This window comes from Algorimicrobium bowmanii (assembly GCF_054031195.1).
The window spans coordinates 175,269-192,289 of sequence record NZ_CM132929.1 but is presented as its reverse complement, the minus strand read 5'-3'; the positions used below and the strand labels follow the sequence as shown (position 1 = coordinate 192,289).

General features: G+C 33.5%; 16 protein-coding genes. 12 read left to right on the top strand and 4 right to left on the bottom strand.

The window, feature by feature from the left end:
• Positions 1-7: 7 nt before the first annotated feature.
• The 4 genes from ACW5R3_RS00855 to ACW5R3_RS00840 all read right to left on the bottom strand — a co-directional run bounded on the left by ACW5R3_RS00855 (position 8) and on the right by ACW5R3_RS00840 (position 3,889).
• Positions 8-952 (bottom strand): hypothetical protein, encoded by a 945-nt coding sequence (locus ACW5R3_RS00855; protein ID WP_456577732.1) that lies wholly within the window; start codon positions 950-952, stop codon positions 8-10.
• Between the two features lie 116 nt (positions 953-1,068).
• On the bottom strand, positions 1,069-2,199 hold the full coding sequence (locus tag ACW5R3_RS00850) for a DUF5929 domain-containing protein (protein WP_456577731.1): 1,131 nt from the start codon (positions 2,197-2,199) through the stop codon (positions 1,069-1,071).
• A 30-nt stretch (positions 2,200-2,229) separates the two neighbouring features.
• The gene (locus ACW5R3_RS00845) at positions 2,230-2,982 is read right to left on the bottom strand and encodes an SDR family NAD(P)-dependent oxidoreductase (protein WP_456577730.1); all 753 of its coding nucleotides are present in this window, start codon (positions 2,980-2,982) and stop codon (positions 2,230-2,232) included.
• A 43-nt stretch (positions 2,983-3,025) separates the two neighbouring features.
• Complete coding sequence (locus ACW5R3_RS00840; protein ID WP_456577729.1) at positions 3,026-3,889, bottom strand: aldo/keto reductase; 864 nt, start codon at positions 3,887-3,889, stop codon at positions 3,026-3,028.
• A gap of 225 nt (positions 3,890-4,114) precedes the next feature.
• On the opposite strand from ACW5R3_RS00840, the gene ACW5R3_RS00835 reads away from it, so the two are divergent.
• The 12 genes from ACW5R3_RS00835 (at position 4,115) to ACW5R3_RS00780 (ending at position 16,994) form a co-directional block, all read left to right on the top strand.
• Positions 4,115-5,116 (top strand): AAA family ATPase, encoded by a 1,002-nt coding sequence (locus ACW5R3_RS00835; RefSeq protein ID WP_456577728.1) that lies wholly within the window; start codon positions 4,115-4,117, stop codon positions 5,114-5,116.
• Positions 5,117-5,199: 83 nt separating this feature from the next.
• On the top strand, positions 5,200-6,066 hold the full coding sequence (locus tag ACW5R3_RS00830; protein ID WP_456577727.1) for a DUF58 domain-containing protein: 867 nt from the start codon (positions 5,200-5,202) through the stop codon (positions 6,064-6,066).
• Positions 6,067-6,081: 15 nt separating this feature from the next.
• On the top strand, positions 6,082-7,746 hold the full coding sequence (locus ACW5R3_RS00825) for a hypothetical protein (protein WP_456577726.1): 1,665 nt from the start codon (positions 6,082-6,084) through the stop codon (positions 7,744-7,746).
• A 2-nt stretch (positions 7,747-7,748) separates the two neighbouring features.
• A complete protein-coding gene (locus ACW5R3_RS00820; RefSeq protein WP_456578841.1) occupies positions 7,749-8,753 on the top strand; it encodes a vWA domain-containing protein in 1,005 nt (334 codons plus the stop codon).
• A 78-nt stretch (positions 8,754-8,831) separates the two neighbouring features.
• Positions 8,832-9,869, top strand: coding sequence for a vWA domain-containing protein (locus ACW5R3_RS00815; protein WP_456577725.1), 1,038 nt, complete (start codon positions 8,832-8,834; stop codon positions 9,867-9,869).
• Positions 9,870-9,932: 63 nt separating this feature from the next.
• A complete protein-coding gene (locus ACW5R3_RS00810) occupies positions 9,933-10,784 on the top strand; it encodes a tetratricopeptide repeat protein (protein WP_456577724.1) in 852 nt (283 codons plus the stop codon).
• Between the two features lie 78 nt (positions 10,785-10,862).
• Positions 10,863-12,635: a BatD family protein gene (locus ACW5R3_RS00805; RefSeq protein ID WP_456577723.1), complete on the top strand. Its 1,773-nt coding sequence runs from the start codon at positions 10,863-10,865 to the stop codon at positions 12,633-12,635.
• Positions 12,636-12,637: 2 nt separating this feature from the next.
• Positions 12,638-13,411 carry a tetratricopeptide repeat protein gene (locus tag ACW5R3_RS00800; RefSeq protein ID WP_456577722.1) on the top strand — a complete coding sequence of 258 codons (774 nt, stop codon included), beginning with the start codon at positions 12,638-12,640 and terminating at the stop codon, positions 13,409-13,411.
• A 59-nt stretch (positions 13,412-13,470) separates the two neighbouring features.
• Complete coding sequence (locus ACW5R3_RS00795; protein ID WP_456577721.1) at positions 13,471-13,758, top strand: hypothetical protein; 288 nt, start codon at positions 13,471-13,473, stop codon at positions 13,756-13,758.
• A gap of 97 nt (positions 13,759-13,855) precedes the next feature.
• Positions 13,856-15,448: a SulP family inorganic anion transporter gene (locus ACW5R3_RS00790; RefSeq protein WP_456577720.1), complete on the top strand. Its 1,593-nt coding sequence runs from the start codon at positions 13,856-13,858 to the stop codon at positions 15,446-15,448.
• 233 nt (positions 15,449-15,681) lie between these two features.
• The gene (locus tag ACW5R3_RS00785; protein ID WP_456577719.1) at positions 15,682-16,311 is read left to right on the top strand and encodes a carbonic anhydrase family protein; all 630 of its coding nucleotides are present in this window, start codon (positions 15,682-15,684) and stop codon (positions 16,309-16,311) included.
• Between the two features lie 26 nt (positions 16,312-16,337).
• Complete coding sequence (locus ACW5R3_RS00780; RefSeq protein ID WP_456577718.1) at positions 16,338-16,994, top strand: DUF2490 domain-containing protein; 657 nt, start codon at positions 16,338-16,340, stop codon at positions 16,992-16,994.
• Positions 16,995-17,021 lie beyond the last annotated feature (27 nt).

Sequence of the window (17,021 nt, the reverse complement as noted above, 5' to 3'; positions counted from 1 at the left end):
AGAAATGTTATATGCCCCATTGTTTTTGCGAGGTGTATAAACCTTGGTATAGGTAAATAATTCCGGTTGATATATTGTCTGCGGGAATAGAAGTTGAATCTCCATTAGTTCCGTAGCATGTTTTATCTGCTGTTGAGTTGATATGTCCAATATCTCCTGGTGTGTATACGGCAATATAAGCGTCTTCTGATACAGGAAAAGCTAGGTCGTTTTTAAGTACAAAATAATTGTCTCCACTATCGTGTTCTGGTAAATATCTTCCCCAACCAAGAAAACCGTAAAGTGGATCGGTCACAGAAATTTTAACTCGAGCACCAACGACATTGTCGGACATAGCATGATATTTAAAACCAAAAAAGTAATTGTTAGGAGGAAGATTTGGACTTCCACCAACGTTAGTTACGGTAACATTATCAATTGCTGTAGCTGTAGCTGTTTGGTAGTCATTATTAGTTGAACCCAAAGTTGAAACGTAATTTAAACGTTCGGCTAAAAGTTCGTATTCGGTTTGAGTGATTTGTACCCAACTGCTATCTTCGGTAGCGATATAGCTGGCTTTAGAGGTTGTGAGGAACGATTGGATGTCATCTACGTTGTTCAAATTGATGCTAACATTTGTAATGTTATTATTCTCTAAGTTTTTTACGGTTGCAGTAATGAGTGGTGATGTTTCAAAATCGAAAACATAAGCGTCGTTTACAATTAAATTCCCTGAACTTGAATCAATGCGTAGCGCATTGTTGATGGATTGAGAAGTTATTGTGTAATTTGTGCTACTTGTAGTCGAGCTAGGTATGGTTCCAATTAACAACCCGTTAATAGGGTTTTCATCTATTGTTATACTATAATCATTTGTGGATGGCGTAAATGTGGTATTTAAATCGTCATCGCTGCTACAGTTAAAAAAAGCAACTGTAATTAATGCTAAGGGTAAATTTTTTAAAATATTCATAATATTAGTTTTTGTTATTTACTATTTAATAGCAAATACACAGTAAAGGTTAACACTAGTAGTTGAATATTTCTGTGGAAGCAGGTTTTTTGCCTAATAGACGAGTTGTTTGTGGCTTAATTGTATTTAACTTTTCTTAAAACACGCATAGCTTGTTTGTATAAAACGTACGTTTTTGGATATCGTTTTAGTGTTAATTTGGCATTCGTGAGTTTGTTTATAGCGTCTTTAAAATTGTTTAGATAACAAATAAGGTAGGTGGCAGGAAGGTTTTCTAAATCGAGATACTCACTTTTAGTTAGTTCTTGTTTGTTCTCTATTTTTTCTAAGAGCGCATTATTGGTATTATAAATATGATGCAAGATCTTTTTATCGTATTGAGGAGGAGAAAATGTTAGCGTGCTTTTTATGCTGTATTGTCCGTGCTCGGAGAAATGAATAGTAGTTTCTTCAAGCGGATAAAAACGCTGGGCTTGTTGTAAGCCTAAATTTATAAATTCGGTAATTTTAAAAGAGTCTTCAGTAAAACTGATTGAAACATCATCTAGGGCTGAGTAAAATAAGCGGACTTGCTCATTGATAAGTTCAATATCTACACGGGAATAAAATATGTCATCTTTTATTATTTTTTCTTGTCCAGCCCAACAGACTACAAAGTACTCTTTAAATACTTTATATTGTGGTTTGTAGTCTTTTCGAGCCTTCATAAAGTCGAAAACACCATCTAGGGTATGACTAATATTGTTTTGTGAATGATTTTCAATAGCTTTAACAATGGTGGAGTTTGTATCGGATATTTCAATGTCAAAGACCTTGGGCATACTTATGCTGCCATCTCTGAAAAATACCGAACCCCCATAATACTTTCCAATGTTTTTTCGCAAAGACGTTATTTTTCCAGTACTTCTAATAGTAACAAGGCCCACAACTTTACTGTTGCTTAGGTGAGGGAAAGAGATGTTTTCATATTGAACAATTGGAGGGTTTGTTAAATACGCATTTATTAGGTTCTGAATTTTGCTGTCGTCAAAGAAATCTACACCAATTATTTTACTGTCTTTATCTTCAACGCCAATAACCATATAGGCGTTGTTTTTTGGATTGCTATTAGAAAGTGCACAGATGTGTTTCAAGAATTTTGCTTTACCTTCTTTATAGCTAATATCAATCTTACGCTTTTTGTCATAAAAGCTATTCTCATCATTGTGAGCTAATAGGTTTTTTATGAGCAAGCGTTTGTTGAGCATGATTTGTATTTGTTTGTATTGCTTTTTAAATCAGGTTTTTTTGACGATTGTTGACGAGGCTTGTGCAGTTGGAAACACTAGTAAGTCGGCAATATTTACATGTGCAGGTCTACTAACAGCGAAATAAATAATTTCAGCAATATCTTCGGGTTGCAAAGCTTTATAACCTTTGTAAACGGAGTTGGCTTGAGGCCCACCCTTAAAGCGAACTTGTGAAAATTCGGTTTCAACCAAACCTGGGTTTATTGCAGTTACTTTAATACCGTGTGGATTTAAATCAATACGCATACCTTCAGTAATAGCTAAGACGGCGTGTTTACTAGCGCAATAAACATTGCCTTTAGGGTAAACTTCTTTCCCTGCTGAAGATCCAATATTAATTATGTGTCCAGTTTGTCGGTCTATCATTTGTGGCATAATTAGCTTACTCATATAAAGTACGCCTTTTACATTTATATCCATCATAGCGTCCCAATCTTCAATTTGTCCATCTTGAATACTGTCCATGCCATGTGCGTTTCCTGCATTGTTAATTAATATATCAATTTGCTTAAATTCATCAGGTAAATCAGTGAGTGCCAAACGTGTGGCCTCTAAATTACTCACGTCAAAATTAAGGGTGTGAACCTTTGTTTTGCTTTCAAGTGCTTTTTTTATGGTGTCTAAACGATCTTGACGTCGGCCACATAAAATTAATTGTATGCCATGTTTAGCAAATTCATAAGCGGTTGCGCGCCCTATACCGCTAGTTGCTCCTGTTATTAAGGCTGTTTTTGTTGTCATTTTTGGGGGTTGATTAAAGCTGTTTTTATTTTTTTGTTAAGTTTTAAGGGACTTTATGTCCTTGAGCAGCAACTAGAATTAAAAACCAATCTTCTGTTTCTAAATTTATTTGTGTTGCACGTTGCGCTAAGCTAATACGTGTTGTGTTGGTGGTGCCAATAACAGGAAGTATATTGCTTGGGTGTTTTAAAATCCAGGCTAAAAGTAACTGGTCTGTTGTTGCTTGGTATTTGCTAGTTAAAGTTTCTAGTTGTTTTAATACACGTACTGTTTGAGGGGAGTTCTCTTTAAATACGGAGCCTAAAGGTGACCATGCCATTGGGGTTATATTGTGAGTCATCATATAATCTAAGGTTCCATCATGCATAGCTTCGTGGTGAGTTAACGAAAACTGAATTTGATTCACTGAAATTGGAATCGATTTATTAATTAAAGCCATCTGACTAGGAGTGAAATTGGAGACTCCAAAATTTTTAATTTTACCTGTTTTTTTTAGCTTGGTAATAGCCTCGGCAATTTCATCAGGCTGCATTAATGGACTAGGCCTGTGTAAAAGAATGGTGTCCAAGTATTCGGTTTGTAAGTTGGATAAAGATTGTTCTACAGACCAAATAATGTATTCCTTACTATAATCGTAGTGTTTTACGCGGTTATTCCGACTTTCACTCATGTATTGGATACCGCATTTTGATATTATTTGTACGGATTCACGGTTTATATTTGCTGCTTTAAAGGCTGTTCCAAAGGCTGTTTCCGTTGTGTAATCGCCATATATATCAGCATGATCAAATGTTGTTATGTTTTCTGATAAACAATGATTTAATTGGTTGGTCATTTCTTTTTTAGAAAGTGACTTTCCCCATTGGCCCCAAGTCATTGTTCCAGCAATTACATTTGAATAGTTCATTAATTCTTTTTTAATTTGAATAGTTTGTTAATTTACTTTAAATATTGTGCAATTTAATTGTTAGTACGCTTGTTTTTTTAAATAAAGCGTTAAATTTTTAATAATTCACCTTAAAAAAGTGCATTAATTTTTAACCAATTATTAACAGCCTCGAAGCAAAAATTTTAACAATTTAGCACTCTAAAATAAACCCATTGTTTTCGGGTGTTTTAAAAATAAAAAAGAATGGAAGATACGCCTACAATTGACATTGCGTCTATTAACGAGAAAATTGAAAAAGAAAGTGCCTTTATAGATTTACTAATGTTCGAAATGAACAAGGTAATTGTAGGGCAAAAACATATGGTTGAACGTTTGCTTATCGGATTATTAGGTCAGGGACATATTTTATTAGAAGGTGTACCTGGTTTAGCAAAAACATTAGCTATTAATACCTTGTCTCAAGCGGTTCATGGTTCTTTTAGTAGAATTCAATTTACGCCAGATTTATTACCGGCAGATGTTGTTGGTACGTTAATTTTTAATGTTAAAGAGAACGATTTCACGATAAAAAAAGGACCTATCTTTGCCAACTTTGTTTTAGCAGATGAGGTTAACCGTGCGCCAGCAAAAGTGCAATCGGCGTTATTAGAAGCTATGCAAGAAAAGCAAGTTACTATTGGAGATGAAACGTTTATTTTAGATAAGCCATTTTTAGTAATGGCAACAATGAATCCTGTTGAGCAAGAAGGTACATACCCATTACCAGAAGCACAGGTGGATCGTTTTATGCTGAAAACAGTTATCGATTATCCAAAAATTGAAGACGAACAGCATATTATGCGTGCCAATTTAAAAGGCGCTTTCGAAAAGGTAAATCCGGTGGTTTCGGTGCAACAAATTTTACAGGCGCAAAAAGCGGTTCGTGAAGTTTATATGGATGAAAAAATAGAGAAATATATTCTAGATATCATTTTTGCTACACGTTACCCTGAAAAATATAATTTAGCTGATTTAAAACCACTAATCTCTTTTGGAGCTTCACCACGTGGTAGTATTAACTTGGCAACAGCAGCAAAATGTTATGCGTTTATTAAGCGTCGTGGTTATGTGATTCCAGAAGATGTACGTGCAGTTGTATACGATGTGTTGCGTCATAGAATAGGAATTACTTACGAAGCAGAAGCTGAAAATGTTACTTCAGAAGATATTGTAAGTAAAATTGTAAACGAAATTGAAGTGCCGTAAATGAGTTTTTAGTGCCAGTTACTACTAACTGGTTGAATTAGTGAAAACTTAAAAATTGCGACTGAAAACTGTTTACTGAAGTGATGGACACGAAAGAATTACTGAAAAAAGTACGAAAAATTGAAATCAAGACACGCCGGTTGTCTGATCATATTTTTGGAGGAGAATACCATTCTACCTTTAAGGGGCGCGGTATGACTTTTAGCGAGGTTAGACAGTATCAATACGGTGATGATGTTCGAAATATAGACTGGAATGTAACCGCAAGAACAAACGAACCACATATTAAAGTTTTTGAAGAAGAACGCGAGTTAACCATGATGTTAATGGTTGATGTTTCTGGCTCTGAGTTTTTTGGAACTGATGCGCAATTCAAAAATGAAGTTGTAACTGAAATTGCTGCTACATTAGCATTTTCAGCCACTCAAAATAATGATAAAATAGGACTGATCTTGTTTTCAGATGCTATTGAACTTTATATTCCACCTAAAAAAGGCCGCTCGCATGTACTGCGTATTATTCGTGAACTTATAGAGTTTGAGCCCAAAAGCCAACAAACAGATGTTGCTGAAGCGCTTAAGTTTTTATCGAATGTTTTAAAACGTAAAGCTATTGTTTTTGTGTTGTCAGATTTTATGGCTGATGACTACAGACATAATTTAAAAATTGCTGCAGGACGTCATGATATTTCCGGTATTCGTGTTTATGATAAACATGAAGAAGAGATGCCAAATTTAGGTATGGTTCAAATGCAGGATCAGGAAACAGGCGAACGTATTTTGGTTAATACAGGTTCTAAAAAAGTTCGCTCAGGCTATAGTAAATACTACGGTGAAAGGGTGAATTACTTTAAGGAAAGTTTCTCGAAATCAGGAGCAGGAGCAATCGATTGCCGTGTAGACCAGAGTTATGTAAAAAAATTATTAGGCTATTTTAAACAACGTGGCTAATTGATATCACAAATTATGAATCACTATTCCCGATATAAGAATTTAATCTCAAGTGTTTCTGGTTTTCCAGCAATGCTTATTTGTGCTTGTATCTTTTTTTTAAATACGACACTATCTGTGGCCCAAGTAAAGTCGGCTACAAATGCGACTGAAATAAAAATAGGTGAAGAAATAACATTTCAAATAGAAGTTGAAACCGATAGTACAGATTTGGTTGTTTTTCCTGAAGGAGCTACATTTTTACCACTAGAAGTTATTGAATCCTATAAGATTGATACTACAAAAAATTCAGCAAAATTCAATCTGATTAAAAAATACGGATTAACCCAATTCGATTCAGGAGCTTATACCATTCCTAGACAAAAGGTTATTATAAATGATAAAACATTTTTTACTGATTCTCTAGGTGTAACGGTAAACCCTGTAATAGTTGATACGCTTAAACAAGGTTTGTATGCTATAAAACCTATTATTTCTCTAGAAAAAAGCTCTAGTAACTGGTGGCAAATAGTGCTAGTTGTCTTATTTGTTGGAGCTTTGATAGCTGGTTTATTATACTGGTTTATTTGGCGAAAAAAAGGATTAACCGAGGAAGAAAAAATAGCATTACTCCCTCCATATGATCGTGCTAAATTAGCCTTAAAAAAATTAGACGATAATCGTTATCTAGAGGAAGATGCTTTTAAAGCGTATTATTCCGAGCTTACCTTAGCTATTCGTCGTTACTTAGATGAGAAAGTTTATGATCATGCATTAGAAAGCACCACGGATGAGTTGATGTCGCGCTTGCATATGCTTAAAGAAGCAAATCAAATAGATTTGAGTTCAGAAACACTTAAGAACTTAGAGGATGTTTTTAAACGTGCCGATTTAGTTAAGTTCGCAAAATCTTCACCAGATAAAGAGTTGGCTAAGTTTGATAGAAAAGTTATAGACGAAGAAATTGATCATGTTAAAGCTGTTTTACCAGAACCAACAGAAGAAGAAAAACTTCTTGATGAGCAGTATAAAGAGGATCTAGAACGTAAAAAGAAACGCCGAAAAATTGTTGCTTCAGCGCTTATAGTTGTTGGAGTATTAATAATAACCTTTGTTGGTTTTGGTGCTAAATACGGTTTTACTTATGTAAAAGATACGCTTTTAGGAAATTCAAGCCTGGAATTATTAGAAGGTAATTGGGTTCGAAGTGACTATGGGTTTCCTCCAATTATAATTTCAACACCTGAAGTATTAAAACGTATTGAAATAGATTCTATTAATCAAGCCAATGCGCAAATAGATTATACAACATTTAACTATGGTCGTTTAGGAGGGAATTTAAACATTACTCTAAATACAGCAATATTAAAAAATAAAAAGCCAGAAGATTCAATTAATATAATTGCTGTTTCTGAAAAAGCTATCCAGGATTTTGAAAACAAAGGGGTGACCAATATTTTTGTTAAAAATGACAAGTTTGTAACGCCTAATAACGCGGAAGGTTTAAAGACATATGGAACTGCTAATTTTCCTATCGGAGAGTCTGGTTCCTTAGTGTCTGGTGAATACGTGTTATTGCATTTTTCAGCTCAAAATATTATACAGCAAATTATTATTGCTTGGCAAAAAGATGATGAATATGCAAGTGAGATGGTAGAGCGAATTATAAATTCAGTTGAATTAAAACCCGCAGCAGAATGATGATGTTAGAAGGAATTGAATTTTTACACAAACCGTTTTTTTGGCTTTTACTACTTATTCCAATTGCCATAATTTGGTATGTATTAACACAAAATAAACAAACAGCAGAATTAAAGATATCTACTGTTAAGGGTTTTAAAGTCACGTCGTCAATTTTACCAAAATTCAGGCATATACTATTTGTATTACGACTTTTGGCACTAGCAGCATTAATTACAGCTTTAGCTAGACCGAGATCGGTAGATGTTAGTACCAAAACTAAAACCACGCGCGGTATAGATATTGTTATGGCTATAGATGTTTCTGCTAGTATGCTGGCAAAAGATTTAAAACCAAACCGTTTAGAAGCCTTAAAAGATGTGGCTTCAGAGTTTATACAAGGGCGTCCAAACGATCGTATTGGTTTGGTGGAATATGCAGGAGAAAGTTATACAAAAACACCAATTACAAGCGATAAAGCCATTGTATTACGTTCTTTAGAAAGCATTCAGTATAATACAATTATTGAAGGCGGAACCGCTATTGGAATGGGGTTAGCTACGGCGGTAAATAGATTAAAAGATAGTAAAGCAAAAAGTAAGGTTATTATTCTTTTAACCGATGGTGTTAATAATTCAGGATTTATTGATCCTAAAATAGCAAGTGAGTTGGCTGTAGAATTCGGTATAAAAACCTATACAATCGGTTTAGGAACCAATGGTATGGCGCTATCGCCTATAGGGATGCATCCTAATGGTCAGTTTCAATATGGTCGTGTTCAAGTAGAAATTGATGAAGCCTTGCTACAAGAAATAGCAGAAGCTACAGGAGGTAAGTATTTCAGGGCTACCAATAATGAAAAACTAGCCGAAATTTATGAGGAAATAAATAAGCTAGAAAAAACAGAAGTTGAAGAATTTAAATTTTATAACTATCAAGAATTGTTTAGACCTTTCGTTTTTATAGCAGGTTTATTATTGTTATTAGAAGTGTTATTGCGAGTTACTGTTTTTAGAAGTTTTATATAAATTAAAAAGGTTTTTTACATGATAGCTAACTGTATTTCAGATGTAATTTGTTTTAAATACACGGCTTAAAATTAAAATATGTATCAATTAGAAGAAAAAATATGGTTTTGGGTTTTAGCAGTTATTCCAGTGATAATGCTCCTGTTTTTACTGCTTCAGTTTTGGAAAAAACAAACACAGAAAAAATTTGCTGACAAAAGGCTGTTAAAACGATTAAGCCCCAACACATCGGTGTTTAAAACAGTACTGAAAGTGGTGGTTTTAAGTTTAGCTTTTGCTTGCTTAGCAATAGCATTAGTGAATCCTAAAGTTGGTACAAAGTTAGAGACTGTAAAACGTGAAGGTGTTGATGTTGTTTTTGCGGTTGATGTATCTAAGAGTATGCTTGCCGAAGATATTGCGCCCAATCGTTTAGAAAAATCAAAACAGTTAGTAACGCAAATTGTCAATAATCTTGCTGGCGATCGGATTGGTATTATAGCTTATGCCGGAAAAGCATTTCCGCAGTTGCCAATTACAACAGATTATGCATCGGCTAAAATGTTTTTACAAGGCATGAATACGGATATGCTATCATCACAAGGTACAGCTATTAATGAGGCGATAGAGTTAGCTAAAACGTACTATGATGATGAACAACAAACCAATCGTGTTTTAATTATAATTTCAGATGGAGAAGATCATTCAGAAATGTCTGAAAATGTAGCTAGAGAAGCTAATGAAGAAGGTATACAAATATTTACCGTAGGAGTTGGTGATGCTAAAGGAGGTCCAATTCCTATTAAGCGAAATGGCGTTGTATTGAATTATAAAAAAGATAGTTCAGGAGAAACAGTAATAACCCGATTAGATGAAAGTACACTAATGAAAATTGCTGAAGAAGCAAACGGTACCTATATAAACGGGAGAAACACAGCTGATGTGGTAAGCGCTATAACAGATATCTTAAACGGCATGGATAAACAAGCTTATGAAGCAAAGCAGTTTGCCGATTTTAAAGACCAATTTCAGTGGTTTCTAGGTTTAGCTATCTTCTTTCTGTTTATTGATATTTTCTTATTAGAACGTAAAACAGCTTGGTTAAAACGATTGAATCTATTTAATGAAAATCTATAATACGAATTTTATAAAATTTTTAACGGATAAAACTCCTGTTGTTTTATACATTTAAAGGCACCAATGAAAAAAATAATAACTTACATATTTGCTCTATTTACAGTAGCAGCTTTCTCCCAGGAAGTTGATAATGATGCAGCGCTAAAAGCTGAAAAAGAAGCGCAAAATTTAGTTTATGAAGCCAATACGTTATTAGAGGAATCCGATTTTGTTTCTGCTGAAATGGCTTATCGAAAAGCTATCTCTGAAGCGCCAACACAAGCTGTTGGTAGTTATAATTTAGGAACCTCATATATTCAGGAAGGTAATTTAGAAGAGGCACTTTACCAATTACAAAAAACAGCAAAAACAGCTACAAGTAAATCTGAGAAGCATCAAATATTTCACAATATTGGAAATATTCTGATGACTAATAAAAAATGTAAAGAAGCTGTTGAAGCTTATAAAAATGCGTTACGTAACAATCCAACAGACGATGAGTCGCGTTACAACCTAGCACTTGCTCAGGAATGTGCTAAGCAACAGGAAGATGAAAATCAAGATCAAGACCAAGACCAGGATCAAGAAAACCAGGACGAAAATCAAGATCAGGATGAAAATAAGGACAATAAGGACGAAGGCGACAAAGAGGATAATAAAGATCAAGGCGATCAGGACGAGAAGGATGGTGATGAGAACCAAGATGAAGATGGTAAACCTAAAGATGAAAAGGAAGATGAAGGGAAGAATAGTCAAGACCCTGGAGAGAATAAAGAGCAAGAACAGCAAAAGCCACAACCACAGCCAGGTCAGATGTCACCACAGCAAATGAAAAACTTGTTAGAAGCCATGAATAATCAGGAGGCTAAGGTGCAAGAGAAAATGAATGCCGAAAAGCAAAAAGGGGCTAAGGTTCAGACAGAAAAGGATTGGTAAGTAATTGCTTAAAAAAATAAGCATGAATTTAATCAATAATAAAATAAGAGTAATACAGATAGTTGATAGAAAGAAATCATGAAACTCATAAAATATATATCCGTAATTTTTATAGTGCTTTGCACGAGTTTAGCAAGTGCCCAGGTAACTTTTGAAGCTAAAGTGAGTAAGAAAAAGTTGGGTATTAATGAGCGTTTACGTGTGGATTTTGAAATGAATAAAGATGGTGATAATTTTAACCCACCAGACTTTAAGAATTTTGCCATTGTAGGAGGTCCAAATCAAGCTGTTAGTAATTCTTGGATTAATGGAAAGCGTTCGTATTCTAAAACGTATAGTTACTTTTTAGCACCAAAAAGTAAAGGAACTTTTACCATTAAGCAGGCTGTTATAGAAATTGATGGTGAAATTTACAAAACCACACCTATTAGAGTTACAGTTACATCGGCGGTAGAAAAACCTAAAGACGGAAACAATGCCAATTATATCGCGTCAGAAAACATTCATTTAGTAGCTGAAGTAACAAATGATAAACCTTATTTAAACGAAGCCATAACGGTTGTATATAAACTATATGTTTCACCAGACACAGGAGTAAGCAATTGGCGTGAAATAGACAATCCGAAGTATAGCGATTTTTGGAGTCAGAATATTGATATTCGTCAGTTAAAAGTTCAAAACGGTACTTATAAAGGTGAGAATTACCGCTATGTTGTTCTGCGTAAAACAGTATTGTATCCACAAAAAACAGGTAAGTTAGAAATAGAGCCGCTTAGTTTAGATATTACTGTAGAGGTTCCTACTAATCGTCGTGATATTTTTGGTGGGCGTTTAATGCAGCAGGCTCATAAAACTGTTTCAGCAGGAAAACGTACAATTCATGTAAAACCATTGCCAGAACAAGGTAAACCAGCAGACTTTACAGGAGCAGTAGGAGATTTTAAATTTCAAGTTTCAGCATCTAAAACGGCACTTAACGCTACGGAATCTTTACAAGCTAAAGTTGAGGTTTCTGGATCAGGTAACTTAAAACTGTTTCAATTACCTAAGTTAAGTTTGCCAAGTTCGTTAGAGGTTTATGAGCCTGAGCATGCCGAAAATGTTCGAACAAACTTAAATGGTATGCAGGGTACTATTTCAGATAGTTATACGGTTGTACCCCAATTTAAAGGGAAGTATCCAATTCCAAATATTTCATTTTCTTATTTTGATTTGAAAACGGAGTCTTATAAAACTATAAACTCAAACGAACTTTTAATAGATGTTTTAGAAGGTCCAACAAATCAAGCTAGCAATCAGGATATCACAGCAGTTGGTGGCGATAAGCAACGCGTAGTGATGAACAATAATCAGTTTGCGTTTATTAAAACCGATGCAAATTTAGTAAGTACTAAGACAACACATTTCTTTAAATCTCCTGGTTTTTGGGCAGCGTTATTAATGCCATTTCTTGCAATTCCTTTAGTTATTGTATTCAAGCAAAAGAAAGATAAACGTGATGCCGATGTATTTGGGAATAAAATAAGAAAAGCCGATAAATTAGCTAAGAAGTATTTAAGTGAAGCAAAAAAATCTCTTGGAAATAAAGAGTTATTTTATATTTCGTTAGAAAAAGCACTTCATAATTATTTAAAAGCTACGTTGCATATTGAAACAAGCGAATTAAGTAAAGAAAAGATTCAAGAGTTACTACTAAAAGGTCAAGTGAGTCAGGATACCATTACAGGATTTATAACAATTCTTAAAAACTGCGAATTGGCAAGGTATACGCCAATTACACAAGTAGAAATGGAACAAGATTACGAGCGTGCGGCAAAAACAATTTCACAAATTGATAAAGAAATTAAGTAGCAATGAAACAGTTTTTTAAAACATATTTTTTCCTTTTAGGGTTTACTTTATTTAGTGCTTATGCGTTTGCACAAAACACACAATTGTTCAATCAAGCTAATGCGTTGTATAACGAAGGGCAGTATGAGGAAGCTATCTCTAAATATGAAAAAATTTTGGCAACAGATATGCATTCTGAAGCCTTGTATTTTAATTTAGCTAACGCTCATTATAAGTTAAACCATATTGCGCCTAGTATATTTTATTATGAGAAAGCAAAACAGTTAGCTCCCAATGATCCTGATATTGATCAGAATATGGCTTTTGCTAAAAATATGACACTTGATGCCATAGATGTACTTCCTGAAGTGGGAATTTCTAAGGTTATCAATCAAGCTTCTAATACAATCAGTTTTGATGCATGGGCTATTTTGGCTATATGTTTTGTGTTTGTAGCTGTATTCTCTTTCATTAATTACTATTTAGCATCAGGGACTAAAACCAAGCGGTTCTCGTTTACTTTAGGTTTTATAGGGATGTTTTTAATGTTAGGAGCATTAGTGGCAGCATTCCATAAATACGATTTAGATAAAAGCGATAATCCGGCCATAGTTTTTGCTCAAAAAAGTCAAATAAAAAGCGAACCTAACTTAAGAAGTTCAGAAGCCTTTGTACTTCATGAAGGAACAAAAGTACAGGTGTTGGATACTGTAAATAATTGGAAAAAAATAAAGCTTACCGATGGTAAAACCGGTTGGATTCTAGCCGATGATATCAAGCTTTTAAATGCGTTTTAATAAAATTTATGTTCTAAAAAAAAATAGAATAACCTATATTTGTATTTCAATACCTATGAATGAGTAAAAAAGTAATTGCCATATTGTTTTCAGTTTTATTCGTGACGTTTATTACAGCGCCATCGATAATTGTTGCTGTAGATGATTCTGTGGACGTTTCTATGTTCTATAGTATTGCAGAAGAGGAAAATGAGAATTTTAAGTTTCCACTTTCTAATAATAATCACGATGATTTTGATGGTGTCTTTACCACTGAATCTAAAGAGTATTTGGGATATTATTTTAAAAATTACACCAAACCTTACCTAAATTTTATTTCACCTCCCCCCGATTTAAACATCATATAATACAGTTTTTTGACTAGGAATATCTAGTCGGGTTTTATTATTAATACTTCTAATTTATAAAATGATATAAAGATTAGGAGCTCAATTATTTATATGTATGTTTAAAAATATTAAGAACGATTTACCAGCAAGTGTAGTCGTGTTTTTTGTGGCATTACCATTGTGTTTAGGTATTGCATTAGCCAGTGGTGCACCATTGTTTTCAGGTGTTATTGCAGGTGTTATAGGAGGTATTGTAGTGGGAAGTTTAAGTGGTTCTAAGCTTGGTGTTAGTGGTCCGGCCGCAGGTTTAGCCGCTATTGTATTAACCGCTATTGGTACACTTGGAGGTTATGAAAACTTTTTAGTAGCAGTTGTTTTAGGTGGAATTATTCAATTAATTTTTGGTGTTTTAAAAGCTGGAGTTATTGGTTATTACTTCCCGTCGTCTGTAATTAAAGGAATGTTAACAGGTATTGGTATTATTATTATTTTAAAGCAAATACCTAACTTCTTTGGTTATGATGAAGAGTCTGCTTGGGATTTAGAGTTTTTTGAAATTGATGGAGGAAATACTTTCTCTGAACTATTTAAAATGTTTAGTAATATTAATCTAGGAGCTGCTTCAGTAGGACTTTTAGCCTTAGTAATTATTCTTTTTTGGGATGTTATATTAAGTAAAAAAGCAAAAATATTTACAGTAATACAAGGACCTTTTGTAGCTGTTGTTTTAGGGATTATTTTCTATACACTTACACAAGATAACGAAGTATTGTCAATTGCAAACAAGCACATGGTAAGTGTGCCAATTCCTGAAGATTTAGACTCTTTTATAGGTCAGTTTAGTTTTCCTAACTTTTCAGTGATTTTACAACACGAAGTATGGATTGTAGCATTTACTATTGCCTTAGTTGCTAGTTTAGAAACCTTATTAAGTGTTGAGGCTTCAGATAAATTAGATCCAGACAAAAATGTAACGCCAACTAATAGAGAATTATTAGCTCAAGGAACAGGAAACATTATTTCTGGTTTAATTGGAGGTTTACCAATTACACAAGTAATTGTAAGAAGTTCTGCAAATGTACAATCGGGAGGTAAGTCTAAATTATCTACTATTATCCACGGTTTCTTATTGTTAATTTCTGTTGTTTTAATCCCTAATTTATTAAACAAAATACCTTTATCCGTACTTGCTGCAATTTTATTAGTAGTTGGATATAAGTTAGCAAAACCAGCATTATTCAAGCAAATGTATAAGCTAGGATGGAAACAATTCGTACCGTTTATAGTAACAGTAGTTGGTATTGTTTTTACCGATTTATTATCAGGTATTGGCTTAGGTCTTGCCGTAGGAATTGTGGTTATTTTATTAAAAAGTTACCAAAATTCTCACTTCCTTCATATTGAAGATACTAGTAATGGAAAACCTAAAGTAAAAATGACACTTGCTGAAGAGGTAACCTTTTTTAATAAAGGAGCCATTCTTAAAGAACTAGATAGTTTACCAAGAGATACTTATTTAGAACTAGATCTTATCAAAACACGTTATTTAGATCATGATATTATTGAAATTTTAGAAGATTTCTTGCATAAAGCTGAAGAGCGAAATATTGATATAAAATTAATGTCTAAACGCGGTGTCGTTGAAAATCCATCTAGTTTTATAAGTTTCTTTGACAATAGACCTAAATCGGATTTAAGTCTAAGTTAGAAACCCCATATTAATGAAAAACACTAAGCGCTTTATTCTTAACTTATCTCATTTATAAGAATAGCGACTTGCAGAAAAGTACCATCAATTAAAAAAACAGATTGATGGTACAATTCATGTTTTTTCATGCAAAACACAAATAACAAACAAAAGAATACAAAATAGTTTGCTGTTAATAGTTACATTTATAATCAAAAGGTATCACTATTAATTTCAGCTTAAAAAAATAAATTATGAAAGCGCATACAAAAGAAACTCAAGCAACAATGACTCCTGAAAAATCAGTACAATATTTAAAGGAGGGTAATGTTCGATTTCAAAATAATTTAAAAGCCAATAGAAATTTATTACAACAAGTAAATGAAACAAGTGAAGGGCAGTTTCCTTTTGCTACCATTTTAAGTTGTATCGATTCTCGTGTATCAGCCGAACTGGTTTTCGACCAAGGTTTAGGTGATATCTTCAGTGTTAGAATAGCAGGGAATTTTATAAATGAAGATATTTTAGGAAGCATGGAGTTTGGTTGCAAATTAGCAGGAACTAAATTAATAGTCGTTTTAGGACACACAAGCTGTGGAGCTATAAAAGGGGCGTGTGATGATGCCAAATTAGGAAACCTAACAAGTATGTTAAGTAAAATTAAACCAGCTGTAGAGGCTGTTTCTGAACCAGCTGATACCAGTCTAAGAAATTCAAAAAATTCAGATTTTGTTGATGCTGTTTCTGCAAAGAATATCGAATTAACAATTGATAGAATACATGCTGAAAGTCCTGTATTAAGTGAAATGGAAAAAAATGGTGAAATTAAAATCATCGGTGCTATGTATGATATTAATACAGGAGCCGTGCATTTCCTTGATTAAAACATAAACTATATTTATAAGTTTTTATGAATAAGAAATTAAGTCTGGTAGTGTTAGCTTTATTGCTGGCACTACCTTCCTTTTTAAGGGCGCAAGAGAGTGATTTTGGTAATTGGTTGATTTATATTGGTAATAAAAAAATAGACTCTAAATGGAATATCCATAACGAAGTCCAATATAGAAACTACAATGCCATTGGAGATTTAGAACAACTGCTTATACGTACCGGTTTAGGTTATACGTTTAATGAATCGAAAAATAATGTGTTATTAGGTTATGGATATATTTTATCTGAAAATTATATAGCAAATACAGACGATAAAGAATCGGTTAATGAACACCGAATATTTCAACAATTTACATCTAAACAACGTATAGGTAGCGTTGGATTATTGCATCGTTATCGGTTTGAACAACGTTTTGTTGAAAGCGACTTTAAACTCCGTTTTCGTTATTTTCTAGGGATAAATATTCCTTTAAATAAATCAGAAACCTATTTTATTTCGGCTTACAACGAGATCTTTTTAAATTTAGAGAGTCCTGTTTTTGATAGGAATAGAGCCTATGTTGGATTAGGTTATAAAATTAATGAGAATTTAAAGTTAGAAGCTGGATATATGAATCAGTTTTTTGAATACGGAAACAGAGATCAGTTTAATATAATGACCTTTGTTACGTTTTAATAACAACTTAAAAAAAGCCGCTTAATT